Raw genomic sequence first — 26356 nt, 5'->3', positions numbered from 1 at the left:
CCGGTTCCGGGCAATTGCACGAATCCAGTCCCGGGTCCGCCGCTCATGTCAAGGTAAAAAATAATCCCCCCATTTATTCAAAATAGTATATTCTTATATACCCTCATTGATAAATGAAGACTTATACGGAAGGTTCTCCCCATGTCTGCGTCAATGTCTCCCGATGCCATAAAAAAACTTGTAACGTTCATGATCGCCCTCGCCCTCATCGCCACCATCATCGCACTTGTGATGTATTTCGTGGTAATCGCTCCTGATCAGGTGGCCGGTCAGATAGCTCCGTTAAACTCCGGCTGTCACGATGCTTATTGCCACCATACATAACTGATGGGCCCTGACCGGTGCCGGGACACAACCGCCCCTGATCCAACTACCTGGCACTTCGGCGAAATGTCTTAGGGGACCAACCCCTCCGCCGACCCGTACACTGAGGTTTACCGAGGCGTACGAGAAGAAGTTCGGGCAAACGGACCGCAGATTATTTGGAGATTCACGCTCTATATCAGGTATGCAGTTTTAATACCCTGAACCAACGGGAGACCGGAGTTCCATAACCGGAATATCTCCCTGATGTTCATGCCCGGAGAAAGCAGCATGCCCTCACGTTCACGTGAAGGCAGAATGGTGTAACCAGTAATGCTGTAATCTTCCGGCGGGTTTTTATTAACAGGACCGGTTTACGTCAGCGTGCGTACCGGTTCCCCGCACCTCCCCTCCATGTTTCGGATGCTACGTGAGGTCATTCGTGACCGGCCCGCATCCCTCATCACGAAAAATACCCTCCATTGTGATCAGGTGCTGACGGCGCCGGAAAAACGGGTAATCGCCAGTGCCGGAAGCCTGATCCGTCCCGGGCTCATGAACATCCATGAATCGCTCATGAGAATAATTCCAGACCAAACGAGATTCAGAAATGCAACCAACAATAAACCCCGGTTCATCCGGGGAAGAAACCAGTCCGGTCAAATCCTCAACCGGAATGCCATCTCAGACTGAAATGCGAAACGTGAAAAATCCCGGTATCCCCGGTTGTATCCGGAAGATGTCCCGGTGCGAACGGCTCTTCTTCATGGGCCCGTTATTTACCATCATCATGGCAGCCCGGATCACCGGCGCTGTTGATACGATTCGGCTCCGGCAGGCGCTCGATGCTGCCTCCCGGAAACACCCGTTGCTCCGCGCAAAAGTCGTGTTCGATGAGCGGCACGAGGCATGGTTCTCATCAGAAGGTGTTCCGCCGGTCCCGATGAGGATTGCCGAGAGAGAGTCAGAACACCAGTGGCTTGACGAACTGAAAGAAGAGGCTCGGGTTCCCTTCGATATCGGAAGGGGACCGCTCATCAGGTTCGTGCTCCTCCAGTCACCGGAGGTGTCCGATCTCCTCATTTTGTGCAACCACAGCATCTGCGACGGCATGGCGCTTGCGAACCTTGTCCGGGACATCTTTTGCCTGTATGAGGATCCTGCCCAGGAAGTCCGCGTGCTGGATCCACCGGATGTCCTTGATCTTGTGAAGCCCGGCATATCCCTGCAGGGGCTCATTGCCCGGTTCTTTGTCAGCCTTGGTAACCGGAAGTGGCAAAAGAACCCGTACCATTTCGGGGCGGAAGAGTATGCTGCCCTGTACCGTGGTTACTGGGAGAACCGGAAACCCGGTCTTGTCCTCCTGGAGTTCGATCCGGAGGAATCCGCTCACCTTCTTGCAACCTGCAGGAGCCAGGGGATTACCGTGGGATCGGCAGTCTCTGCGGCATGCCTGGCAGCCCATACTGATATCACCGGAGGTTTTCCAGAAAAAAAGCAGACGGTGATGGTTCCCTTTGACTTAAGGAGGCGGTTGAACCCGCCAATCGGGAATGTCTTCTGTTTCTGCGATGGCGGGGTAAAGTTCCCGTTTGCTTATTCCGTGAAAAAAACATTCTGGGATAACGCAAAGGACCTGCACAAAAAAATCCACTCACGGATCGAGGTTCTGGACCCGTCCTGTCTCGACATACCGGAATTTGAACCATCCTTTATCGATGCCCTCTCAGCGTTCAGCCTGTTCGTCGATAAAGTCCCGGATGCATATACCCGCACAGATACCCTGCAACGGTTCATCAGGGATACCGGAAATGTTGCCTTCGCGTTTACCCGCAATTATGAGGCGGGCCTTCCCGGCTTTGTCCCTTCGAATGTGGGAAGGATCGATGTCCCGGAATCCCCGGGCGGTATCCGGCTGGACCGACTCATCTTCCTGCCAGGGATAAGCGATCTCAATCCGCTGGTCCTGGGCGGGGCCGGTGCCGGGGGCCGTATGGTATTTTCACTGCCGTTTGTCGATCCTTCGGCAAAGAACGGGATCTCTGTGGAAGAACATCTGATCCGGATCCGGAATCGGGCACTGGAATATCTCGGCTTTGCGGAGAAGGTGCATGACGGGGCAATGGAGTGAGCGAGGAGAGACCCGCACATCTCTCCATTATAAATGGACCTGCGAGGGGGATTGACGTTGCCCGGCTGATCCATACCGACGGGGACCATCGGATTGCCCGGATGCATCCAAAACAGCTGGTGACACCGGTGATGGAATTTCTCGCTGGCACAGATAACCAGAAAATGCAGCAATCCCGCCTTCCACGTTAACGTTTAGTTGTATACGATCCGGGGTTATCCTTTAACCACGAGTAATCACGGTGAAGCGAGACTGCCTCCGGGAAAAAACCTGGAGGCTACTTCATTTTCCTGAATTCAACGATATCGAAGTAATCTTCCAGAACCGATCTGAGTTTTTAATCAGAATATCCCCTTCCTCCGTGCAGGGAACCATTCCTGGACACAGCATAATCTGAAATATCTGCACCACCGTTCCGGTTGAAACAGGTCAGGCCAAAATACCCCTCCGGTTTCAGGAGGTCTGGTATGATTTCCAGAATAAATTTCAGGTTCAATCAATCGGGGATTAACAGAGTATTACTGTTTCATTTCTTTCAGGTTCTGATTACCGTTTTGGCAATGCACTAACAGAGTATCTGTCTTACTTTTATGGCTCTTTCTTCATTGATACTTTTAGTTACAAAGTAACCGATAGTTATAATTTAACCAAAGGTTAGTACTGAGTTGTGAGAAAAAATGACGTTTATACATCCTGATTCAGGCAGAACCCCGGAACCGCTGGATATCCCCCATGAACGCCAGCTCCGGCTCCGGGGGATCCTCTTTGGACTTTTCCCCATAATCATCATGGGCGCCGTCCTCTTCATTTCCGCAGGAACAATTTTCTGGCCTGCTGCATGGCTGATTCTCCTTCCGGTCTTTATAGCAGTAGTTGTAGTCTCCCTTACCTGCAGTACGGATCTCGTTATGGAGCGTACTAAAAAGCAGGCAGGGGCAAAAGACTGGGATGCGCAGCTGGTCCGGCTCCTGAACCTTGTCGGGCTTCTGCCATTCCTTGTTGCCGGTCTCGATTTCCGGTTTGGCTGGACTGATCAGATCACGTTACCGGTTCAGGCCGGGGCATTTGTCCTGTTCATCCTCGGGTACTGCCTCTTCTCCTGGGCAATGATCACCAACCGCTTCTTCTCGCTCGTTGTCCGGGTCCAGGAGGAGAAGGGGCACACGGTTATTACCGGTGGACCGTACCGGTTCGTCCGGCACCCCGGGTATGCCGGTTTTTTCATCATCGTGCTTGCCCAGCCGGTCATCCTGGGATCAATCCTCGCGATCATTCCTGCCATCATCACGGCCGGGATCATCGTCATCCGCACCTCCCGGGAGGATGCAACACTCCAGGCAGAACTCCCCGGATACCGGGAATTCACCCGGCAGGTCCGGTACCGGCTGGTGCCCGGGATCTGGTAAGATGAGGATCCAAAACAGGAGCATAACCATGACAACAAAAAACCATACAACAGAACCGGCAATCGCATTCACGAACGGAAAAATCCTGACCATGGACCCCGAAAAACCAACCGCAAAGACGGATGTCATCCAGGGGGGCAGAATCGTCGGGGCGGGGGAGGAGTCCCTCCTCCGGGATTTTCCGGGAATTAAAGTACATGACCTTGCAGACCGGACCTTGATCCCGGCGTTCATCGATTCCCATAACCACCTCTCCTCCTTTGCCTGCTTCTTCCCGGAATGGGCAAACCTCATCGCCCTCACAACACAGGATGCAGTCTTTGCAGCACTGGATGAGCACGCGAAAAAAAATCCCGGCACTGGCTGGCTTGTCGGGTTTGGCTGGTATGATGCGCAGACCGATGGTATTGACCTCACACGAGAAGACCTCGACGTCCGCTACCCGGATCGCCCGGTAGTCCTCATCCAGACCACGTTCCACAAGAGCGTGGTAAACACTCGGGCACTGGACCACCTCGGCATCGGGCCGTCAACACCGGACCCCCGCTGCGGGATCATCCGGCGCAACCCGGAGGGAGTTCCCAACGGCATCCTGATCGAGCAGGCCCAGGCCCCGGTCTTCAAAGAGATCATGGCAGTAGATACAAGGCGACATGCCGATCTCATCGAGGCCCGGGCACGGGAACTGCTGCCGCTGGGGATCACTGCGATCCAAGACCCCGGTGTCACCCCGTCAGCAGAGGCCGCGTACCACCTTCTCTCTGCTGAGGGGAGGCTGCCCGTCTCGATCCTGATGATGCCGCACGGCAGCAGCGTGCTCGACAACGATGTCGGGGCACGACTCTCCGGTCCGGTGACCGGCACGGGTGACGAGCAGCTCCGTACCGGCCCGGTGAAACTCTTTGCGGATGGTGCAACCGCAGAGACCGTCGCGTTTGCCATGAAGATGCGGGGCCAGGTATTCCGCAGCGGGAACTACCGGGATGATTTCACCGATGCATTATGCACGGCAACCCGGCTCGGGTTCCAGACCTGTGTCCACTCGTTCGGGAACGTGACAACGGATGCCGTACTCGATGCCTATGAACAGGCAGCGAAAGGAGTTCCCGCTGGCGTAATCCTCCGGCCCCGGCTTGAACACGTCACCCTCCTGTCAGACAGCCAGATCCAGCGGCTTGCAGACCTGAAAGGGTGTGTCTCGATCCAGCCCCAGTTTCTCATACGGGGGGAGAAGATGAAGCGTGCCCCGGTTGAAGAAGCGAAATGGTTTGCCTACGGAGACCTTTCCCGTGCCGGCGTTGTGGTTTCAGCGAGCAGCGATGATCCGGGCGGATTCATGGATGCCCGTGATCCGATCAAATGCTCGGTGATGGGCGCGACCATGAGCGCCGGTGATGGCAGAACCATCTTCCCCGAACAGGTTCTCCCGTTTGAAGAGTGGCTCCGGATATACACGGCAGGCGGGGCCTGGGCCGGCGGGCAGGAGAACGAACGGGGCATGCTCAAAGAAGGGCTCGTTGCCGATCTTGTGATCCTTGAAGGAGAACTCGATCCGGCTCATCCGCCCCGGGTGGCTGAAACATGGCGGAACGGCAAGCAGGTCTACCGGGCCTGAAACCGTACCGTGCAGGCAGGGCCCGGCATGAACCGTCAACAGAGAATTGAATTACGATTATAACCGGTATAAAATCTAGAGATCCAAGGAGAAAAGCCGATGAAAATTCAGTCACTGAAACTCGTTTATTTTTCACCAACGGGAACAACAAAAGCAGTTGTTCAGGGGATTGCACGCGGAATCAATCACAGCAATGGGGAATGTATCGATATCACCCGGCCCGATGCGAGAAAGCAGCCATTACAGGCATCGGAACGTGACCTGCTTGTTGTTGCAGTGCCCGTGTATATGGGAAGAGTGCCGGCACTTTTGATGGAATGGCTGCAGGCGATACACGCGCATAATACACCTGCAGTCTGCGTTGTCGTGTATGGCAATCGGATGTTTGACGATGCCCTGCTCGAGCTGAAAGATATTTTGAAATCGTGTGGATGTAAACCGATCGCCGGTGCAGCATATATCGGGGAACACTCCTTCTCGAACGCTGAGACACCCACAGCCGAAGGCCGTCCGGATGCAAGGGATCTGGAACACGCAGAATTGTTCGGGCAAAAAATTCAGGAAAAACTCCGGTCCGTTTCATCATCCGACAAGATCCCTGATGTAACAATACCCGGCTGCCATCCCTACCGGGGTGACTCGAAACTGTGGACGGTTGATTTTATTGCGGTGGGTAATGAGTGCGTGCAATGTGGGATTTGCGCAGAAGGGTGTCCAGTCGGAGCCATCGATCCGGAAAACAGCAGGGCAATCGACACGGAAACATGCATTACCTGTTGTGCCTGCATCAGGCACTGTCCCCACCATGCGAGAACCATGAAACCCGGCCTGGTCAGGGATGCCGCAGTGCGTCTGAGTACCCTGTATAAAGAGCGAAAGGAGCCGGTATTCTTTTTGTAATGAAGTGCAAAGAGGGGGTGCATTTCCAGAAAATCATCGGCATTGTCGGTATCCTGTGGAACAATCATCAACGGATATAAGGAATATGCAATGAAGCAACCAGATAAAACCATGGAGTATTACGAATCGTCCATAAAAAAGCGCAGTGCCGGCAGCGTGACCGCCGAAGGCGTGGCCCTGATCCGGGCAACAGAATCCGCAAAGCCCAAGGATGAGCGGATCTGTTATGATCCGTACGCGGTCCGGTTTATCCGGCCGGAAATCCTCGCACATTTCAGGGACATACCACCTGAGCAACGGGAAGCGGACCGGGCTGCCTACGACCAGGAATTTCCCGGGCAGCGGAACTCGATTGCATCGCGGGTCCGATTCTTTGACGATACTGTCAGAAAAGAGATTGCAGGGGGAATCCGGCAGGTTATCATCCTCGGAGCCGGTTACGACTCGCGGGCGTACCGCATCGAAGGGATCCGGCAGGCCCGGGTTTTTGAAATCGATCGGGCGGAACTCCAGGACGTAAAAAAGGCAATGGTTGTACAGATCTTCGGTTCGCTGCCCTCCCATGTCACATATCTCCCGCTCGATCTTTCGACCAGCAGCATTTTTACCGCTCTTATTGGTGCCGGATTTGATCGCACGCAAAGGGCGGTGGTTATCATGGAAGGGCTCCTCTACTACCTCCCCCCGCCTCGGGTCCGGGACCTGCTTTGGGAGAACGCATGCAAGGCAGAGCCCGGAAGCAGTATCTTGTTCGATTACCTCGACCAGTCCGTAGTGGACGGGATCCATCCTTCCGCGATCGCACAGAATATCCGGCGCCACGTTGCAGCAGTTGGGGAACCGTTCCTGTTCGGGATGCCAAAGGAAGGGGCCGAGGCATTCCTTTCAGAGTTCGGGTACCGGATCATCAGAAACGTCTCGAACCGGGAATATCTCCGCGAGCTGTTCCCGGAAAATGCCAGGGGGATGGAGACAACGGGGCTGCTCAGGTTCTGCCATGCGGAAACATACGAGAGAAAACCGGGCTGTGCCGGCCAAATCCTTTAATTGTTCAACTCCCGGTTATAGTATAAACAGAGGTTAGCAGGAGGGCATGATGGGAATCTCTGAAAGAAAAATACGGGAAAAGGAGCAGCGGAAGAAAGAGATCCTCGATGCAGCCGAACGGCTCTTTTTCTCCCGGGGGTACGAGGATGTTTCCATGGATGAGATCGCCTGCGAGGTCGAGCTGAACAAGGCCACCCTCTATCTCTATTTTAAAAATAAGGAAACACTTTTCGCGGCTATTGTGCTCCGGGGCATCTGGATCCTGCAGAAAAAATACATGGAATGTATGGAGACACAGGTCCCGGGCGTTGTCAAGGTAGCCCTGCTGGGCCAGGCATATTACCGGTTTTCGCAGGAACACCCGGATTACCAGCGACTGATCCACTTTTACGGGACGGAACGTTTTTCCAAAGAGAACCCGTGCACGGCAGAGATCGGAAAAGGGTATGGCACGTGCCGGATGATCCTGCGGGATGCTGTCCAGGAGGGCATCGATGATGGCACGATCCGGGCCGATCTCGACCCGTTCCTGATCTCGATGTACCTGATGATATCCTTCATGGGCATCCTGTCCATGGAAGACAAGTGGAAACAGGTGATCGAGGCGGAGGGGTTCAGTTACGAGCAGTTCTCGAAGGAATTCTTCCGGTTCATCACGCCGGCGATCTCGACCGGTGAGAAACCCCAGCTCTTCCGGTATGACGGTGGGTTAAACCCGTTTGCGTCGCTCTTTTTCTGCATGGACCCGGTGACGATCGAGTCTCCAAAAAAGAAACGATCTGCTGAAAATCCCCGCAAAAAATGATATTGGGCCAGGTGTACGTCTGGAAAGAAACGATCAATGGGGGTTCAGAGCAATCCTGTCACCAGGTACTGAAGATGAAGAGTCCTGGATTCCGGAAAACAGGAATCATCAGGTCCGGGTTTGCGGTAAGGCTCGGTCCATAAAAAGGTCCGGCCCCACAACACGCGTCCGACCCGGAAGCTGCGAGACAGATCCAACGATCAGATCAGAGAGAAAAAATCCGGGCCAACAATGATCGCACCGGAAATTTTTCCGATCATCACGGCCACGAATAAAAAAATGCCGGCGCCGGGCCCTGTTCGCATACCACCCGGCACCGCCATCCCCCATGCACCGCCCCATCAGCACAAAAACTCCTTTTTCCTCCGACGTGGCCCGGCGCCTCTCCGACGTAAACCCGATCCGGAAAACAGGGGTTCTTTTCATTTTCCACCCTCCTGGAGCGATCTTAAACCTATCGGCCGCTGTAACTCTGCTGTTTACTGCTTTTTCGGGCACGGTTTATAGGGATTTCCCCCAATCAGAGCACAAAATCAGCGTTTCGTAAAACAATAGTGTCGTTTTTCACAAAACTATGTCGGTCCGTAGGGGCCGGCAGCCATACTTCCCGGGGTTCTCCGAAGGAGAGTGATCATGTGTAAAGGGTATGTCCTGTACGACTCCGGGCCACGGTGTTCTCCGACGGAGACACGATCCGAGGTACATCCTGTCCATGAAACCCCATCAGGCATCTCCGGGATCCATGGTCTCCGGTCACCGGTAACCGGGGTTTTCTGAACCCCCACGACCGGCGTACGATTATGCATTTCACATCTGGCACCGGACTTGTTCATGCGCAAAAGATTTTCCGGACCATTCGTGATCGTGCCGTAAATTTTCTTACGCGAAAGAGAATGAGAAAATAATTTTGGATTTGCAAAACGAAAACCGGAAAATATTTTTTGAGGAGAAGGGTCTCAGGATTTTTTTGCTGAAAGATACCTGTCGTGTTTCCGGAAAGCACGGATTAGAAAGGGTAGTGCACGGGACCACAAGAACCGCAAAGTCGTTACCTGCATCCGGCCCAATATCCGGACAAGGTATTACCATGCCCGTCATTATCCTGAAAAGCAAAAAAGGCCTCTCGACCGAACAGAAACGCCGGATCGCAAAGGAATTTACCGAGACGCTGGTCAGCGTAGCCGGCTTCAAAAAAGAGCTCGTCACGATCTTTTTTGAAGAAAAGGAACTCGAGGATATCGCCAAGGGCGGAAGACTCCGCTGTGACGAATAATCTCCCCTTTTTTACCGGTCCCTGCCGCCCCGCCGTTCATCGTATGGGATCTCAGCGCTCCGGCCCTGGGAGAGTTTCTTGCGATCGCTGCGGGCATTCTCAAACCGTTCTTCGAGCGGGATCTCGACACTCTTCCCCCGGGAGAGTGGTTCGCGGTCGGCATGTGCCTCGCCAAACCGTTCCTCAAGAGGGATCTCAACACTTTTACCCCGGGAGAGGGGCTCACGTTCCCCCCGGGCGTGTTCAAAGCGTTCCTGGATCGGGATCTCAACGCTTTTCCCTTTCGACAACTCGCCCCGCCCGCTGCGGGCTCGTTCGAAGCGATCCTGGAGATCGATCTCGGCGCTTCTCACATTCGTGTACCGGTCCTGGACGTCACGGTCACGCTGCTGCCGGCGTTCCTCAACAGGGATACTGGCACTCCGTCTTGACATGGGGCCCGCTGGAGCAGCCTGTGCCGGTGCATCGGCATCCTGGATGAAATCAATGCTCCCGTTATCCGTATCATTCCGGGACGCACGGGCTGGCATGCGGGGTGCCTGCCCGCCGGCATTCTGCGACGCGGAACGATTGCCGGTATACGCATACGGGCTTCCGCCGGAAGATGCCGGTTTCCCGCCACGGATCTTTGCCACTTCCTCGTTGATATGTGCCTCGCGGTCACTCTCGCTCCATTCCGTGAACATCAGGAACTGGAGAAATGACTCGGGCTCGCGGAAGACCGAGGCATTGATCCGCTCAAAGACAATGACCCGCTCCACATCCCCGAACCACCCCCCGGCCCGCTCCGTGATCGTGTCATTACCCCTCTCAAAAACAAAAACCCGTTCGATCTCGCCGTTGCGACCCCAGCCGGTCTCCGATACCCCGTTCTCCTCAAACGTGAAGAGTTTCCCGACTGCGCCGTAATCCCCGCCTTCCCGGACGGCGATCCGGTTCCCGCCATCCTCGTACCGGAAGGTCCGGGGCGGCTGGCCGAATGCGAAGACCTCCTCTACCATGCCATAATTGTCAAAGACAAATCGCCGGAGGATACGGCCCGGATTAGCCGGGTCGCATTCCGTCATCATGTCCGATGAGGGGTCGAAGAGATACTGCCGCCGGATAACCTTTTTTGCATCAAGCACACGAACTCCGCCGTTACCATACTGGTAAGAGCGTACAACGGGCCCGTGACGGGATCCGGTATGTTCGGTAATAACGGGATCGGTCATATCAGGTGTTCACTCCGCTCACGCATTGATAGCTTCTGTTTCTAACGTTATTGAGCCGAGGAGAAATAGTTTATCGGGCGTTCCCGGAATCCAGAACTCCGGCAAACGGGAGCAGAACCGGCAGCTGTCCGGCGCAGACTTCAGGCCATAATGCCGTCGGGCATAACCGGGCTCATACGATAAAGAGTAAACTTCATTCATACCAACGGCCAACAGATATACCGAAATGGCTGACGAATCACCAGTCCCAGGACCTGTTGCAGAGCAGGCAGGCGACCTGGTAACACCACCAGTCCCCGCCCCGGTGGCATCAACGGAACCCGACGCGGTAAAGGATGAGCGGGGCCGGACGCTGTATCTTGCCAAGTGGACCACACGGTTCTGGGCATGGATCATCGATTTCTGCATGGTCATCCTCTTCCTCAACATTGTCCGCGGCATCTTTGCCTCGACCGGGTGGGAGATCCCCCTGTATATCGATTTCCGGTACTGGGAGCCGTTCGAATTCGGATTCCAGAGCCTGATCTTCTTCGCGTACTGGACGATCATGGAAGGATTCCAGGGAAGAGGCCAGTCTATCGGCAAGATGGTGATGAACTTAAAAGTCGTCAACCGCGACGGCACAAAGATCCGGTATACGTCCGCCGCGCTCGAAAGTTTTGGCAAGGCATTCGTCCTTCTCCTCCCGCTGGACTGCCTCATCGGCTGGCTCGCGATGCCCGGAACCAAGCTCAGGATGTTCAACCGGTTATCCAATACCATCGTTATCAAGACCGATTACAAGGAACCCGCCGGGATCCAGTACGTGAAAGACAAGGAATGAACCCGGACCCGGGTTTTCCGGTTCCCTTTTTCTTTTTTATCTTCTGCATCAATGAGCGGGGTTTATAGGCAATCAGGAGAGTAATGGATCTCAAAGGCAACACATGGCCGAGATCGAATCCCTGTACCGGAAAGTTGACGGGAAGGTTCTGATAGAGATCGATCTCTCTTCTGTCAAGCAGATCTTCAACACCTTCGACCACGCCCCGTTCCACGAGAAGGAACTCGATGCGAACGCGGAACACTATATCGTTGATATTGTCGATGATTTTCCCCTGAAAACCCCGTTCCTGCTCAACATCTACATGCATGGCGAGAGTGCCTTCGATTACGATGCAAAGACCCTCCCCCAGGCGATCCGGTCCCATTTCCAGTACCGTGTGATGGAGCAGGACCAGATATTCCGCGCACGGTTCCGGTACGGGAGATGGGCACTCCTCATCGGTCTCGTCTTTGTCGCCATCGCCATGATCCTCCGGCAGCTCGTCTCAGCCATCCTGGGCAGCAGCCACCTCGTCTCCCAGATTATTGCCGATTCACTCCTCATCATCGGATGGGCTGCGATGTGGGAACCGGTCACGGTCCTCCTGTACGAACTCTGGCCTATCATCAAAAAAAAGAAGATCTACGAGAAGATCAGCCATATGGAGATCATTGTGATCCCATCTGAATAACCCGTTGTTACCGGATAGGCACAGGTATTTTTCCATTTGCCGGGTGATCTCCCGCGGGATTTCAGGCGTCCGATCCCCCGTACCAGGGAGCACCGGAAGCCAGGTACGGGATTATTGCTGTTCCCGGAACAGGTACAAAAGAGTGACTGCGGGTAAAAAGAGCGCCGGTTACTGCGCGGGAGTGATCCCGTCAAGCTGTGCCTCGCATGCCGGGCAGAGCATCTTCTTCTTGCGATCGAGTTCATCCAGTGTATTAGGCCTGAACATGATGCATTCCGGATTCTCGCAGTGACCCAGGCCCAGCAGGTGCCCGATCTCGTGGGCTCCCTCCTTGGTGATCCGGTCGATCAGGTCGTCGTCACTGCCATACCGGCCGTAATACTCGTTGCTGAGCCGGGCAGACGAGACCACTGCTGCACCCACCTGCTCCCGGGCGAGACCGAAGACAAAACTGTTCCCGTTCCTGAAGAGATCCTGCTGGACAACGAGGAGCACGGGATCATCAATCCCATGCCGGTACTTATAGGCCTGGATTCCATCCAGCAGCGCCTGTGCATCGATCTGTTTCCGCTCCGGGACATATCCCATCATGCGGACATGATTCTCCGACACCGTGGTCGGAACGCGAAGAATTGATGAGATTAAACGGGAGACCGGCATCTGGAGACCGACGGGAGATGAGGCATCCCAAAAAATATGGACATGCATCGCTATATTCTGTTGGAATGGAATCCTATAAACATATTGAGACGAGCGTCGGCAGGTATATTGCCGGCCATTACGCGAGTCCCGTCGAAGTTGGCGTTGGGAGAAACCCGGGCGCGGCGGCGATCCTCCATGCTGCCGGGATTCCTGTCCGGTGTACGGATATCAGGCCACTCGACATACCCGGGGGAATTGTTTTTACAGTCGATGATATCTTTGAACCGGACCTGTCGCTCTATACTGGGGCAGATGTGATCTATTCCATCCGGCCGGCCATCGAGATGATCCCGCCGCTCATGGATCTGGCCCGGCGCATCGGGTGCGATCTCGTGGTGTACCACCTGGGATTCGAGATCTACGGCAATGGGGGGGAGAGTATCGACTGCGGGGTGCGTCTCCACCGGTACGTGCGGGGATCAGAAACCGTCAAACAGGGTTGACTGGGACTGCGACGGCGTCTTTTTGGTCTCGGGGGTTTCCGGCGGGGGTGATTCGGGAACTGCCTGCGGAATTACCGTCTGCGATTCGTCAGGAACTTTTGCAGGGGGCTCATCCACGGGGACCTCTTTCTTTGATTCCTTAGGTTCCTTCCGGGTTTTTTTCTGCTGCGCTGCCTCCTTCTTCTGCTCTTTCTCCCGGTCCTTCTCTTCCTGCACGAGAGCCCGGATGATCTCTGCTGACCGTGCCCGGTCATTGAGGAAGAAGTTGAGCTGGTCTGCATCGAACAAGAGATCGCGGGCATACCCGGCGGGATCCTGTTCAACGAGCAGGGTGATGGTGCCAAGATAGGATTCGCGCAGGGTATTCTGCGGGATGTGCATCATGCCGGAGACCTTGTTCAGCGTGGCAAGGCGGATCGCCTTCTGCTTCTTTGCCGTTGACATCTTCTGCCAGCGCTCCGGGGGCATGATCCGCGTATGAATGCCTTTTCCCCCGGCAGCGTCTGCAACGCCAAGCAGCATCACGGCGGTTGCGTAACGCCAGAGCGTGTGGTACTGGCGTCGGTAGGTATAGCCAAGGTACTCGTCCGCCCGCGCAAGGTGGCGGTATGCCTGGCCAACGGCGGGAGGATCTGCAATCAGGTGGACGCTGCCCTCAACCCACTGCTCGACGGTCTCGGGGGTGTCATCCACATCGTACGAGAGCCGCATCAGTTCATCGTCGCCCGTCCTGCCGAACAGGGCAGAGACCAGGGAGAAGATGGAGACGCGCTCATCCTTCTGGGACGTGTGGACCTGCGCATCGTCAAGGCTGTCCCTCCCGAGAGCCGATGCATAGAGCATGTTGACCGCGGAACGGATGTCGCCTTCCGCACTCTCGGCGATTGCATGAATCGCAGCATCGCTGCACGTGATCTTCTCGGCAGAGCAGAGATACCTGAGGCGCGGGGCAATCGAGCGGGCAGGAACCGCCTTGAACTGGACCGGTTCGCAGCGTGCCCGTATCTCCGGGGAGAGGCCGTACAGGTCGTTTGCGATCAGGACCATCGGCTGTTGGGCATTGCGGATGCATTCAAGGATCGCCTTTGCCCCGCCACGGTCGGAATTGCCCTGGAGGTTGTCAGCCTCATCGAGCACAACCAGCTTGCGCACGGCCCCGGTCAGGCTTGCGGTCACGCTGCCCGCGCCGGCAATCCGTTCGATGACGGCAGCCGTCCGCTGGTCGCTCGCGTTGAGCTCGATGACCTCCCAGTTCATGTCATTTGCGAGCGCGTATGCCGTGGAGGTCTTTCCGATACCGGGCTTACCGTAGATCAGGAGGGGGCGGGACTTGTTGGTCCAGTTCCTCGCCCAGTCCGCGATCTGCCGCACAGCGGTCGTGTTCCCGACGAGGTCCGCAAGGTGTGCGGGGCGGTATTTCTCTGCCCAGTCCATACTAGACACGTTGGTCGGATATCAAATAAATTATCTCTGATGAGTCTCTAAAGTAGGAGTACACAAGAACCCATGTGCAAACAGGGTGTTGTTTTTTCAGGTGATGTCGTGGTCCACAACTGCTCCACAGAATCTATCGCAAAAGTGGTCAGGGAATATGAGGGCGTCAGGAGGAAACGGGCCATCGGAGATATGGTCAAAGCGCTTATGATCGACGCCCCGCAGGTTGTGGCCGCCTTTGGGGAAGATGCAGCGGTGATCGAGCATAACGGTGAGGCTCTCCTCCTTGCCGCTGACGGTATCTGGTCAAAACTCATGGAAGCGGATCCCTACTGGGCAGGATACTGCTCGGTGCTCGTCAACATCCACGACATCGCGGCCATGGGAGGGCGACCCATTGCCATGGTGGATGTCTTCTCCATGTCGAAAAGCATGATCCAGGAGCAGGTGGTGAAGGGGATGCACGATGCCTCGGCACAGTTCGGTGTCCCGATCGTTGGCGGGCACCTGCACCCGGACGCGCCCTACAGCGTCATCGACGTCTCCATTCTCGGATCGGCGCAGCTCGACTCCATCATCTACAGCCACAAAGCACAGGACGGCGACTGCATTGTTGCCGCAATCGACCTGAACGGGCGGGTCCACCCGTCCTGCGCCCTCAACTGGGACTCGGTCACCATGAAATCCGCGGCCGAAGTCCGGGCCCAGATCGCCGTGCTGGAAGAGATCGGGAAGAAGCATCTCGCAACTGCGGGAAAAGACATCAGTAATCCCGGGATCATCGGAACGCTGGGGATGCTGCTGGAGATCAGCGGTAAGGGGGCAGAGATCGATCTCGGGCTGATCCCGAAACCGGACCTTGCAAAGAACAACATGAGCTTCGAGCAGTGGGTCAAGATGTACCCGGGCATGGGATTTATCCTGACGTCAAGGAAAGAGCACGTGGAGGAACTCATCAGTATCTTTGCCAGGGTCGGGATGACCGCAAAAATGATCGGCACGGTTGACAACGAGAAGACCCTGCGGATACGGTACGACGGGAACGAGACGCAGGTCTTTGACTTCATGCAGAACGGGATCATGCACCTGACCGAAGAGGATGTTGCATGCCGCCAGCGCTGAAACGGATCGGGATCGGGATTTGTGAGGATCCCGAAAAGGTTCTCGAAAGTGCCACACAAGTAAGTGCCACCTGCCAGATTTTCTGTTATTGTCATCCTGGCATTGTGAAGATAAAACCGGCAGCCGAATCCATCCATATCCGGGAATCTGCCAATCCCGAACAAGCCATGATCGATGATCTCATGGCAGGCACGATCGATGCCGCTGTCCGGGGCACGCTTCCTTCGAACTCCACCTTAAAGGCTCTGAAGATCGCCGAAGGGGTCGATCATCTTGAACGTATTGCCCTGCTGGAGACCTCAGGCGGGAAAAAATTCCTCCTGACTCCGGTGGGAGTCGATGAGGGCTGGACCGTTCCGGAAAAGATCGAACTGATAAAAAAAGGGAAGATCATTGCAAAAAAATTCGGCCTGCCGGAGAAGACGGGAGTACTCTCCGGGGGAAGGCTGGGGGACATTGGCCGGCATCCGCAGGTGGATGCCAGCATGGCAGAGGCGGAGCTCGTGGCCCGGCTCTCCGGCTCGGTGCACTGCGAGATCCTGATCGAAGATGCCATTCAGTCATGCGGGCTGATCATTGCACCGGACGGGATTTCCGGCAATCTCATCTTCCGTACACTTACGTTCCTGGGCAACGGGTACGGCCATGGCGCACCAGTGGTAAATATCCGCAGAATTTTCGTGGATACTTCGCGCGCCTCTCCAAATTATGCCAATGCGCTATTGCTGGCTGTATCTTTGTCGGAATAATTTTAAACCTCATTTCTCCTTTATTTTCCTCCCAAAAAAGCAAATAATGCAATAAAAAAATATTCTGCGAAATTACTAACCCCGATTCTCACTTCCTGCACAGTATGCCATCTGATAGCATAATGCTGGGTAATTTGCAATAATTTCCCAAAAAGTATTTAAATATCTCAAGATGATTTCTTTTGAGGTAAGAAACATGGCAGATTTACCAATCGCCGCAGTTGTAAGGATTGCAAAGAAGAACGGAGCCGAACGCGTAGGAAGCGATGCAGCAGAGGCACTTGTTGCAAAGGCAGAGAAGTACATCGCCCAGCTGACCAAGGAAGCCAACAAGCTTGCCGAGCACGCGGGAAGAAAGACCATCAAGAAAGAAGACGTTGACCTGGCGGCAAAGTCCAACTGATCAACTCTTTTTTTCTCTTACATTCCCATCAGGCCAGGGTTTTTACGCTGGCGCTCTTTATCAGAAGGCATCTTATTCTATCCGGATCATAAATTCGTATAGATGCTAAATATTTCCGGGTCTGACATAACCGCAGAAGCATGCATGGACCAGTTTGTGCGACTCCTCAGCAAGGCTGCCCTGATCGAGCGGGAGCCGGTGGATACCGGGGACGGCATACTGCTCTACACATCGGAGATCCACTTACTTGACATGGCCGGGCGTTTTCCCGGTGACAGTATGTCCCAGGTTGCCTCGCGGCTGGGTGTCACCAAGGGTGCCATATCCCAAACCGCAAAGAAACTTGAGCAGAAAGGGTACCTTGAACGAATCAGTCCTGAGGGCGACAATAAAACCATTCTAATCAGGCTTACGGATACCGGGATGCAGGCATTCAGCTGGCACAGGGCGTACCATGCAGTGGTGAATGACAGGATTGCCCGGGAATTCGCCGGGCTTGCCGGGAAAGACCGGGAGAATATCCGGCAGTTCCTCGTGCAGATGGAAGCGATATTTGACGACTGCCAAGAGACCCGGAACCGGATCACCCGGGAGATGGTACAGAATAAAACGGCAGGACCTTGACGGGAGCAGGCCGGGGCTCGCCCATAAATAGTTTAGATACTAAACTATTTTCTGCACATCGTACAATCATGAGGTAATATCCATGAAACCAGATCCGCAGGAATACAGATTCGACCCGATTACGGAAGAGAACAGAACGGAGATCATCGATCTCTTCAATTATTATATCGAGAACAGCTTTGCGGCCTACCCGGAACAGAAATTTCCTTATGATTTTTTTTCACTGTTTCTGGATTCATGCCGGAACTATCCCTCTGTTGTGGCTAAACTTCCCACGGGAACGATTGCGGGATTCGGCATGCTCCGCGCCCATAACCCGATGCCGGCATTCCGGCATACTGCCGAGATCACGTATTTCATCCGGCCTGACTGGACGGGAAAAGGACTGGGGACAGAGATGCTCGGATATCTTGAAACCGCAGGAAAAACACAGGGTATCACCACGATCCTTGCCAGTATATCATCGCTGAACGAGGGCAGTATCCGGTTCCATGCCCGTCACGGTTTTTCCGAGTGTGGCAGGTTTGTAAAAGTCGGGATGAAAAAAGGAGTTACGTTCGATACCGTCTGGATGCAGAAGTTCATCTGAAACGATCAGAACTTCCCCTTCGTGCTCCGGACAGCCAGCTTGTCCCCGCTGATTGCCAGGGCTTCTCCCAGGGCGATACCGAACGCCTTGAACGCTGCCTCGCACTGGTGGTGATCGTTCTTCCCGGTAAAGGTGATGTGTGCCGTGATCCCGGCATGGGTACAGAGCGAGTAGAAGAAGTGCTCGAAGATGTCCGACGGAATAGACCCTACCACCTTGTTGCCGAAGGTACCGTGCCAGACCAGGTATCCCCGGCCCCCGCAGTCCAGCGCAACCTGGCCAAGCGATTCGTCCATGGGAATGATGGCATGGGCAAAACGTCTGATGCCCCGACCGTCGCCAATCGCCTGCTTGATCGCCTCTCCGAGCACGATGCCGATATCTTCAATCGTATGGTGGCAGTCCACCTCCAGATCGCCTTTGGCCGTGCAGGTGAGATCGAATCCCCCGTGCCGGGCCAGTGCGGTCAGCATGTGGTCAAAGAACGGCACGCCGCTGTTGACCGATACCTTCCCGGTCCCGTCCGGGTTGAGGTTGATCGCGATCTTCGTCTCCCTGGTTTCCCGCTTGACTTCCACAATTCTCAAAGACATTCCTCCAGTGCATCCTTCAGTCTGATCTTCCCGCTGTACAGGGCCGAACCCAGTACTGCCCCGGCCGCCCCGGCTTCCCGCAGCCCGGCCACATCGGCACGGGCCGACACGCCACCGGCCACGACAACCGGGATACCGACCGCATCGATCAGCCGCTTCACCGGTTCGAACCGGACGCCCTGCTGCAGGCCCTCGACATCAACGTTGGTATACAGGAGCGAGCCGGCACCCAGCTCCTCGAACCGTTTGGCCCAGCCGATATAGTCGCCCGCGGTCTCCTGCCAGCCATGAACTGCGATCTGCCCGCCTTTTGCATCCACGCCGGGCATCACGCGTTCACGCCCGAATTCCTGAGCAAGGGTCCGGATACAGTCCGGATCCTGGGTGGCAAGGGTAGAGATGATGACACGATCCACTCCGGTCTCCAGCCAGCGCCGGGCATCCTCGACTGACCGGATACCCCCGCCGAGTTCGATCTCGACACCGGTCTTTTTGATGACCTCGGCAATAAGTTCAGCGTTTTTCGATGAGGTCCCGAATGCCCCGTCGAGATTGACGACGTGGAGCGCTTCTGCTCCTTCGTTCAGCCACCGGGTTGCACAGGAAAGGGGATCGCCATACGCCGTTGCACTCTCCCGCCGGCCCTGCACCAGCTGAACGCACCGGCCCCCGAGGATATCAACAGCGGGAAAAATTTTCATAGGCGATCCTAGCGGATCATCCGCTGGATGGCCATGACGAGGATGTCCTTTGCCCCGGCACGCCTCAGCGCATTGATCAGGGTGTAGACACGTTCCTCGTTGACAACCGCATGGACGGCAACAAGATCCTCGCTCGATGCCACATCCATCACCGTAGGTCCGGAAAGCCCGGGAAGGACACGTTTCACGGTTTCCAGGCAGTTACGCTTGACGTTCATCATGAGGTAACACTGGCCCTTTGCCCTGATAACGCTCTCCAGCGCGAGGTGGATCTCGTCGATCTTGTCCTTCTTCGCTTTCAGGGATTCCCGGTTTGCAATAAGGTGCGTGGAGGTCACGAGCACCTCATCGATCACCCGGAGCCGGTTGGTCTTCAGGGTAGTCCCTGAACTGGAGAGGTCGATGATCGCATCGGCAATCCCGAGGTGCGGCGTTGCCTCGCAGGCTCCTCCGACAATGACGATCTCGACATTGACCTTGTGCTGCCTGAAATAGGACCGGGTGATCACGGGGAACTCGGTGGCGACCTTCAGGCCCTCAAGATCCTTTACCGTCGTGATATCGGAATCCTCACTCACGGCAAGAACGAGTCTGGCCTTGCCGAACTGGAGGTCGAGGAGTTCCTCCACATCGGATTCCCGTTCAATAACCATATCGTGCCCGGTAATACCGAGATCCGCTGCACCGGTGGCAACGTACTCCGGGATATCTACCGGGCGGGCGAACAGGATCTCGACATGCGGGTCGAGAGTCTGGGTGATCAGGCGCCGGTCAGTGCCGCTCTCCGCCAGGTGGAGCCCGCTCTTCTCGACCAGGTCCATGATAGGAACTGCAATTCTTCCCTTATTGGGTATGGCAAGCCGTACCCGGTCTGAAAAAGAGGGGATGTCACGGGTTTTTTTGGTGACTTTTGCTGGTTTTGCCATTGTCGTATCAGAAGGTCTTGAGCTTGCCTTCGATGACCTTTTCGGTGATCTGGGTGACATTGGCCAGCCGGTCGTCCACGATCTCCATGATATCCGCGTTGATGTCCTTGAGCTTCACGCCGCATGCGGGAAGCACCTGGACACTGGCCACGAGAGGCTGGTCAATCGGATTCCCTATCTGGGAGAGCAGCCGGACGTACATCTCCTCGATACCGTCAACCTTCTTCACGCACTCCTGCGCCACCTGGGTGGAGAGGAGGTTGTAGATCTTGCCGATGTGGTTGATCGGGTTCTTGCCGCTCGTTGCCTCCATGGACATGGGGCGGTTGGGGGTGATGAGCCCGTTGCACCGGTTGCCGCGGCCGACCGAGCCATCATCGCCCATCTCTGCCGAGGTTCCTGTCACGGTGAGGAAAACACTCTTCTTCTTGATGTCGTCTGCCGTGTTGACATGGACTACGACCTTGCGCTTGGTATTCTTCTTCGCAATCGCCGTGATCTCCTCGTTGAGGAGGCTCATGTATTCCGAGTATTCCCTGATGTCCTTGCAGTACCGGTCGACGATAGCACAGGCAATTGTGAGGGTGATGGTGTTCCCGTCACGCAGGCCCATGATCTTGATGTCCTGGCCGATTGCCGGGTATTTCTTCCGGAGCTTGGTGTCGATGTACTCGGAGCTGTTCCGGATGATGTTCTCCACATCGGAGAAGGGGGCATGGCCGACACCGAACGAGGTATCATTCGCACGGGGCACCTTGCCCTGGCTGGGCTTGAAGACATCCCGCAGATCGGTGGAACCGGTCCCGAGCCGGCAGTCTATCATGACCTCGCGGTTGAGATCGAGCTCGGGAAGGATCTTATGAATATACTTGTGGGCAGCTTCAACAGCCACTGCATCCGTGGGGATGGTGACACCGTTCCACTGCTTCGTTGCCCGTCCATCGAGAAGGACATAGATCGGGCGAATCATCCGGCCGCCGCCGAATTTGGGTGCGGACTCACCGGCAACCACTTCGCCCTGATCGGTGTTGTGGTGGAGGACTACCCCGAATTCCTCGAGATAGGTCTTGCAGAGTGCCTGGCTGATGGACTCGGCAATACCATCAGCAAGGCTGTCCGGGTGACCGAGGCACTTGCGTTCGGCAAGTTCGATACGCTGTTTCTCAAGGGGAATCTGGTCCAAAGCTTCAATCTGGATATTTCTCTTCATGAATTTCCTCGTGACGTTACGTACTAGTACAAAGGACTGGAGTTCATATAACCATTTCCAATTATACAATTCTCAGAGAATTTTTATTACCGAGGGTAATTGATTTCGCAGTTCTTCCGGGGAGATCCTAGAGATAAAAGATACATCCGGCTGGTATTGCATTCACGGGAGGAATGAACCGGGAAAAACATGATCTGCCGGAAAAGAGTGATAGAATCCCAAAAAGGATGGTATATCCTTGCGTTATCTTCGCAGGAATTTGTGCAGGATGGTCATCTCGCTGCCTTTGGGCGCCTTCTTGACCGGGGGCCGTGTCGGCACGGGTTTCTCTCCTTCGGCCTCCTCATCTTCGGCATCCTGCGGGACCGGACGGTGTTCGTGCCCCGGGGGATCCGTCCGGGTTGCTTTCCGGCCGGTGAGCGTGGGACTGGTGCGGGAGTGCGGGAGTGTCCGGCCCATGCTCAGTTTCGTTCCGCAGCCGGGACAGAAATTGGCAGAGTGCGGCAGTTTCTTCCCGCAGTTGTGGCAGAACTGGGGCGAATCCGCAACTTCCGCATGAGCGACAGGTGCCTCAGGGATGTTTTCCTGGACCACCGGGCGGCGGGACGGGGGGAATTCCACCTCGGGTTCTGGTTCCGGTTCCTGAACGGGACGCCTCGGGGATTCGACAACCGCCCTTCTTATTGGCTGTTGTGAGGGGGAGGTCTGTTTTAAGGCGCCTTTCATGGCAACCCGCATGGCAGTCTGCACCTCCGGTTTCCGCACCGGAGGCACATCGGACTCGTAGGCAGGTGGAATCTCCCGATCATAGCTTGATGCCACAACCTGCCGGACCTGCGCCCTGCGCGGGGGAGTTATGATCTCCGGTTCAGGTTCCTGCTCGGGTTCCGGCTCTGGTTCGGACTCTTCCTCCGGAATCTTGTAGGGGACGAGGCGTTTCACCGGAGGCTGCCGCTCGTGATCCTTCTTAAGGGGTCTCTTCGCCGGTTGCAGTTCCTGCCGCTGACGGGGTTTTTCCGGGACTCGGATCGGCGCAGATTCCTCGTCTTCTGGTTCTCCAGACTCTTCTTGTTCATGTGCGGGCGCCGGTTTACGGGAGGATTTCTTCGGGGCCTCCGCTTCCTGGAGAAGGGCTATCCACTCATCGATCTCGCTGGCCCGGTCGGTGCCGCTCTGGACAAAGACCAGTTTCATGGTCTTGGTCTCGTCATCACCGGATTTGATGGAGAGGACGAGCACGGGATCGGAGTTCTCGGAGAACTCCACGATGCTCCCCACAATCGTGTCCCGCGCCACATCTTTTGCCGTGACCTTGAGTTTCTTCTCCTGCGTGTCGATCAAAAAGATACGCTGGTTGGTCAGGTAGGCATGAAAGGAAAATTTTTTGACGGCTACGTTGAGCGACCCGATGAGCACCTGCTCCCCGGGCTGGAGGATTGCCGAGAGACCTCCTCCCTCCTCCTCATCGGTTTCGGGTTCATCTGAAGGTTTCTGGGCGCGCTGTGCCTCTTTCTGCACTGCACCTCCCCGGGATGCAGCAAACCTGCCTGCACCAGCTGACGCTTTCTCTGCGCCGCGGCCGACTTTGCCGCCGCAATAGCCGCACTCAGTGGTGTCATCCCGTATATTCATCCCGCAATGAGGGCACTTCATCCGTGAACTCCGTTTCCCGATATCCGGACTGGTTAACTATAATGTTCTCATCAGATATGAAAAATTCTCTGATCCTGTAATTGCCCGCTGCTCCGGTTGTTCAGGATTCTCCGGGATGCAGGAGGGTTTCAATGGCATGCAGGAGCATGAGCCGCTCATCTTCCCGGTCCGCGGAGTGGAAATAGAGCCCGGCTTCTTTCCGGTTGTTGCAGAGGAGGGCATTGACCCGGCACCGGGCCGGATCGCCCGTGAGGAGACAGTCATCCGCCCCAACCCTCCCGAAGTGGTTGCTGATAGCGGCGCCGACAGGACCGGGGGACTCCACGACCATGTAGAGCCCCCGTTTCACGACAACGATCATGACACCTGTTTTTTCCGTTTCCCCGGAACGCTCGGCCATGAACGACCCGTATTTATCATCCCCGTAGGAGTTGAGGAACTCCCGGTAGAACGGGTCGAACCGTTCCTTGAGCTGGGAGAGGAAGAGTCCGACCGGCATGGTGAGATACCGGGAATATTTTGCATTGACCGGATCTTTCAGGTGCACATAGGCCGGATCTGCAAGGAGTTCGGCCAGGGTCTTCTGGACCCGGGAGAACGCATCTTCCCGGAGCCCGCCGGTAAACTTCACACCGATCGGGCGGAAATACTGGGTCTTTCCCGCTATGGGAACCGCAAATGACCCATCAGACAACGGGGTGAGCATGACCGATGCGGCAGGCAGTGCCTGAGGTACATGGGGGGTTTTCAGCGCCGGGCCACCGGATCTCTTTTCAACCGGGCGCCGTTCCGTGATACGACTTGAACCGGTACCACGCGCAATAGTGGCCCAGGTCTCCGGAGGATAGGTCTTGTCAAGATGTTTCTTCCAGAGCGGGTCGCGGATCGTGGCAATGGATACCAGCCGGAATGCTGTGCCAACCGGAATGAATTTTGCACCGCAGCTGGTGCAGGCCATATAGAAATCCGTGTGAGGAATGCCAAAGAGTTGTTTTCCGACAACCCGTTCCAGGATGCCGGTCCGGCATACCGGGCATGTATCGAGCCATGACAGCGAAGAACCATCGCCGGATTCCCCGAGCCTTACCGAAGGCGCCATGGTTGACGCGATATGCCAGATCCACGGGGGAACCAGGCGGATCGCTTTCCGGGGTTTGTGCAGGTGCCGGTCAATGATCTCGGTCATTTCGGCGATGCCTGCACTGCATAATACGTCGGCAATGATGTCAACAACCGGCTTTCCCGGGACACCAAGGCGCTGTTCAAGACACCGGTCGAGCCCGGGGTCAACTTCTGCCGGGGCATCGCGCGGGGTGGTGAGGGCGAGGGTATGGGTGGGTTCGGCATTGAGGCATTCCATGGTTACCCCGACCAGTTCTCCGGTGACATTGACACCTCCCCGGAGAAACGGCAGCTGCGATACGCGTTTGGTGACGGTATCGCAGGCATGGGCAAACAACTCCGGGAGGATGGGGAAATACTGGGTGGCGGACATGGGTAACAGTGCACAGCATTACGCCGGCGATCCGTATAACCATTCCCGTAACGAACACCGCGGGTTATGGAACAGGGTTCTTCCGGCCGGAAGATTCCGGTAATTTTGAAGGGTTATATAAAATAAGAGGATGGTAAACGTGAAAATTATCACCTGAGCCGATCAGTATTCACTCCAATATATACACTCATTCTATATAGGTCACGGGCTCTCTGGTGAACATACTCCGGAAAAATATCAGCGGGGCGATCAGCTATGAAAATTACCAAATCCATCCGAAAATACATCGCAACTGGCCTCGTGACAGCAGGAATGGTTTATCCGGCCTGCGCCGCAGTCTGCCCCAAGGGTATCGGGGGCTGCACATCTCCCGGCAGGTGTTTCCTTTTCACCGATGCAGACGGGAACTCTCTCTGCGACTATACCGCAGGATCCGGGTCATCAGCAGCGGGACCGAGCGGGAGCGGACAATCGCCCCCGACAAACGCAGTGGATACAACAACTGCCACTACAACTCCAACCACCGTACAGAATTCAACGGGGTTTGGTCTTTTTGACTCGCTCAGTACCCCGGTCATGATAGCAGGAGCGATCCTCTTTGCCCTGATCAGTGCTGTGCTCTACTTCAGTATCAGGAAAGGGATCGGGGGGATAAAGATCGATAAAACCGCCCCGGCTCTTGCCCTTTCCGCCCTCTTTGCACTCGGGATATCGCTGATGGCCACCTGTATCCTGAGCGGGAGCGAAGCTGCCGGCATGATCTTTGCCCTCATCTACCTGGTGGCAGGCACGCTGCTCGCGGCATATCTCTGGCACGCCGGCGTGATGACCCGGCGCATCATCCTGGTGCTGGCAGCAGAGAGCACGCTCACCGGTTTTGTCTTCCTGGCGCCGATCATGCCCCTGGAGTTTATCGGCATTATCAACACGATAACCGGAGCAACGGCCCTCTCGCCTGCAATCATCATCCTCTGTGCGGTCATCGTTATCACGCTCATCGTAGGCCGGACATTTTGCGGCCATATCTGCCCGGTCGGATCGATCCAGGAACTCGCATATGCCGTGCCAGCGAAGAAGATCGAACTTGCCAGTACCAGGAGCATGGAAATGATCCGGCTCGCGGTCCTTGCAGCGACAATCCTTGCAGCAGTATGTCTCGTGGATCTGATGGCGTATACCGGGCTGTACGAGCTCTTCTCCCTCACGGTCTCCGCGGCACTCGTGGTTGCGGCAGCGCTCATCCTGCTCTCCGTCTTCGTATACCGCCCGGTCTGCCGGATGATCTGTCCCTTTGGGGCACTCTTCTCCCTGATGGCAGGGTTCAGCTTCCTGAAGCTGCGGCGTACTGAAACCTGCGTTCTCTGCAAGAAGTGCGAGACGGTATGCCCGGCTCACGCAGCCGGCAGGGATGATACAAAACGGGAATGCTATCTCTGCGGACGATGCACAGATGCATGCCACGTACGCGGTGCGATCCGTTACCGTCACTGAATGAGGCTGGCGGTTCCGCCGCCCCCAAGAC

Annotated in this window: 26 protein-coding genes; 17 read left to right on the top strand and 9 right to left on the bottom strand. The window is 55.7% G+C overall.

Annotated elements, in window-relative coordinates; all coding sequences use genetic code 11:
• Window positions 1–141: 141 nt before the first annotated feature.
• From LUQ43_RS02140 to LUQ43_RS02105, 8 genes are all read left to right on the top strand, one after another.
• Entirely contained in the window at window positions 142–324 is a 183-nt protein-coding gene (locus LUQ43_RS02140; protein WP_299963327.1) for a hypothetical protein, read from the top strand.
• 673 nt (window positions 325–997) lie between these two features.
• Window positions 998–2434 carry a condensation domain-containing protein gene (locus tag LUQ43_RS02135; protein WP_299963326.1) on the top strand — a complete coding sequence of 479 codons (1437 nt, stop codon included), beginning with the start codon at window positions 998–1000 and terminating at the stop codon, window positions 2432–2434.
• A 677-nt stretch (window positions 2435–3111) separates the two neighbouring features.
• Entirely contained in the window at window positions 3112–3840 is a 729-nt protein-coding gene (locus tag LUQ43_RS02130; RefSeq protein WP_299963324.1) for an isoprenylcysteine carboxylmethyltransferase family protein, read from the top strand.
• A 28-nt stretch (window positions 3841–3868) separates the two neighbouring features.
• Window positions 3869–5455 (top strand): amidohydrolase, encoded by a 1587-nt coding sequence (locus LUQ43_RS02125; RefSeq protein WP_299963322.1) that lies wholly within the window; start codon window positions 3869–3871, stop codon window positions 5453–5455.
• Between the two features lie 99 nt (window positions 5456–5554).
• Window positions 5555–6355 carry an EFR1 family ferrodoxin gene (locus LUQ43_RS02120; protein WP_299963320.1) on the top strand — a complete coding sequence of 267 codons (801 nt, stop codon included), beginning with the start codon at window positions 5555–5557 and terminating at the stop codon, window positions 6353–6355.
• 90 nt (window positions 6356–6445) lie between these two features.
• Complete coding sequence (locus LUQ43_RS02115) at window positions 6446–7402, top strand: class I SAM-dependent methyltransferase (protein ID WP_299963318.1); 957 nt, start codon at window positions 6446–6448, stop codon at window positions 7400–7402.
• A 49-nt stretch (window positions 7403–7451) separates the two neighbouring features.
• Window positions 7452–8207: a TetR/AcrR family transcriptional regulator gene (locus LUQ43_RS02110; RefSeq protein ID WP_299963316.1), complete on the top strand. Its 756-nt coding sequence runs from the start codon at window positions 7452–7454 to the stop codon at window positions 8205–8207.
• A gap of 1087 nt (window positions 8208–9294) precedes the next feature.
• The gene (locus LUQ43_RS02105) at window positions 9295–9480 is read left to right on the top strand and encodes a tautomerase family protein (protein ID WP_299963314.1); all 186 of its coding nucleotides are present in this window, start codon (window positions 9295–9297) and stop codon (window positions 9478–9480) included.
• An 11-nt stretch (window positions 9481–9491) separates the two neighbouring features.
• On the opposite strand, the gene LUQ43_RS02100 is transcribed toward LUQ43_RS02105, so the two are convergent.
• The gene (locus tag LUQ43_RS02100; RefSeq protein WP_299963312.1) at window positions 9492–10607 is read right to left on the bottom strand and encodes a hypothetical protein; all 1116 of its coding nucleotides are present in this window, start codon (window positions 10605–10607) and stop codon (window positions 9492–9494) included.
• 313 nt (window positions 10608–10920) lie between these two features.
• On the opposite strand from LUQ43_RS02100, the gene LUQ43_RS02095 reads away from it, so the two are divergent.
• Entirely contained in the window at window positions 10921–11517 is a 597-nt protein-coding gene (locus LUQ43_RS02095; protein ID WP_299963310.1) for an RDD family protein, read from the top strand.
• 103 nt (window positions 11518–11620) lie between these two features.
• On the top strand, window positions 11621–12190 hold the full coding sequence (locus LUQ43_RS02090; protein ID WP_299963308.1) for a hypothetical protein: 570 nt from the start codon (window positions 11621–11623) through the stop codon (window positions 12188–12190).
• A 168-nt stretch (window positions 12191–12358) separates the two neighbouring features.
• Here the strand turns inward: LUQ43_RS02090 and LUQ43_RS02085 are convergent, their stop codons facing one another.
• Window positions 12359–12898, bottom strand: coding sequence for an archaemetzincin family Zn-dependent metalloprotease (locus tag LUQ43_RS02085; protein ID WP_299963306.1), 540 nt, complete (start codon window positions 12896–12898; stop codon window positions 12359–12361).
• A gap of 17 nt (window positions 12899–12915) precedes the next feature.
• Here LUQ43_RS02085 and LUQ43_RS02080 point away from each other — a divergent pair, with 17 nt between their 5' ends.
• Window positions 12916–13335: a UPF0146 family protein gene (locus tag LUQ43_RS02080; protein WP_299963304.1), complete on the top strand. Its 420-nt coding sequence runs from the start codon at window positions 12916–12918 to the stop codon at window positions 13333–13335.
• On the opposite strand, the gene LUQ43_RS02075 is transcribed toward LUQ43_RS02080, so the two are convergent.
• Complete coding sequence (locus tag LUQ43_RS02075; protein WP_299963302.1) at window positions 13312–14769, bottom strand: replication factor C large subunit; 1458 nt, start codon at window positions 14767–14769, stop codon at window positions 13312–13314. The two genes, LUQ43_RS02080 and LUQ43_RS02075, sit on opposite strands and share 24 nt — an antisense overlap.
• Before the next feature lie 72 nt (window positions 14770–14841).
• Between LUQ43_RS02075 and LUQ43_RS02070 the strand changes: the two genes are divergently transcribed.
• The 5 genes from LUQ43_RS02070 (at window position 14842) to LUQ43_RS02050 (ending at window position 18256) form a co-directional block, all read left to right on the top strand.
• Entirely contained in the window at window positions 14842–15891 is a 1050-nt protein-coding gene (locus LUQ43_RS02070) for a methanogenesis marker 2 protein (protein WP_299963298.1), read from the top strand.
• Window positions 15876–16640 carry a methanogenesis marker protein Mmp4/MtxX gene (gene mtxX, locus LUQ43_RS02065; protein WP_299963296.1) on the top strand — a complete coding sequence of 255 codons (765 nt, stop codon included), beginning with the start codon at window positions 15876–15878 and terminating at the stop codon, window positions 16638–16640. Before LUQ43_RS02070 ends, mtxX begins: the two co-directional genes overlap by 16 nt.
• Window positions 16641–16836: 196 nt before the next feature.
• The gene (locus LUQ43_RS02060) at window positions 16837–17043 is read left to right on the top strand and encodes a histone family protein (RefSeq protein WP_292544835.1); all 207 of its coding nucleotides are present in this window, start codon (window positions 16837–16839) and stop codon (window positions 17041–17043) included.
• A 102-nt stretch (window positions 17044–17145) separates the two neighbouring features.
• A complete protein-coding gene (locus LUQ43_RS02055; protein ID WP_299963294.1) occupies window positions 17146–17667 on the top strand; it encodes a MarR family transcriptional regulator in 522 nt (173 codons plus the stop codon).
• Window positions 17668–17749: 82 nt separating this feature from the next.
• Window positions 17750–18256 carry a GNAT family N-acetyltransferase gene (locus tag LUQ43_RS02050; RefSeq protein WP_299963292.1) on the top strand — a complete coding sequence of 169 codons (507 nt, stop codon included), beginning with the start codon at window positions 17750–17752 and terminating at the stop codon, window positions 18254–18256.
• Window positions 18257–18261: 5 nt separating this feature from the next.
• Here the strand turns inward: LUQ43_RS02050 and hisB are convergent, their stop codons facing one another.
• From hisB to LUQ43_RS02020, 6 genes are all read right to left on the bottom strand, one after another.
• Window positions 18262–18843, bottom strand: a complete 582-nt coding sequence (gene hisB / locus LUQ43_RS02045) for an imidazoleglycerol-phosphate dehydratase HisB (RefSeq protein ID WP_299963290.1) — start codon at window positions 18841–18843, stop codon at window positions 18262–18264.
• Window positions 18840–19550: a 1-(5-phosphoribosyl)-5-[(5-phosphoribosylamino)methylideneamino]imidazole-4-carboxamide isomerase gene (gene hisA, locus LUQ43_RS02040; protein WP_299963288.1), complete on the bottom strand. Its 711-nt coding sequence runs from the start codon at window positions 19548–19550 to the stop codon at window positions 18840–18842. Before hisA ends, hisB begins: the two co-directional genes overlap by 4 nt.
• 8 nt (window positions 19551–19558) lie before the next feature.
• On the bottom strand, window positions 19559–20476 hold the full coding sequence (hisG, locus tag LUQ43_RS02035) for an ATP phosphoribosyltransferase (protein ID WP_299963286.1): 918 nt from the start codon (window positions 20474–20476) through the stop codon (window positions 19559–19561).
• A gap of 7 nt (window positions 20477–20483) precedes the next feature.
• The gene (locus tag LUQ43_RS02030) at window positions 20484–21686 is read right to left on the bottom strand and encodes a methionine adenosyltransferase (RefSeq protein WP_299963284.1); all 1203 of its coding nucleotides are present in this window, start codon (window positions 21684–21686) and stop codon (window positions 20484–20486) included.
• Window positions 21687–21929: 243 nt separating this feature from the next.
• Window positions 21930–23339, bottom strand: a complete 1410-nt coding sequence (locus LUQ43_RS02025) for a zinc-ribbon domain-containing protein (protein WP_299963282.1) — start codon at window positions 23337–23339, stop codon at window positions 21930–21932.
• Between the two features lie 100 nt (window positions 23340–23439).
• A complete protein-coding gene (locus LUQ43_RS02020; protein WP_299963281.1) occupies window positions 23440–24834 on the bottom strand; it encodes a hypothetical protein in 1395 nt (464 codons plus the stop codon).
• Between the two features lie 255 nt (window positions 24835–25089).
• Here LUQ43_RS02020 and LUQ43_RS02015 point away from each other — a divergent pair, with 255 nt between their 5' ends.
• Window positions 25090–26325 carry a 4Fe-4S binding protein gene (locus tag LUQ43_RS02015; RefSeq protein WP_299963279.1) on the top strand — a complete coding sequence of 412 codons (1236 nt, stop codon included), beginning with the start codon at window positions 25090–25092 and terminating at the stop codon, window positions 26323–26325.
• Window positions 26326–26356: the final 31 nt, after the last annotated feature.

It is taken from the genome of Methanoregula sp. (assembly GCF_028679125.1).
Lineage (GTDB): Archaea > Halobacteriota > Methanomicrobia > Methanomicrobiales > Methanospirillaceae > Methanoregula.
Note: the sequence above shows the minus strand (reverse complement) of the source record. Positions and strands in the feature narration are given on the sequence as shown.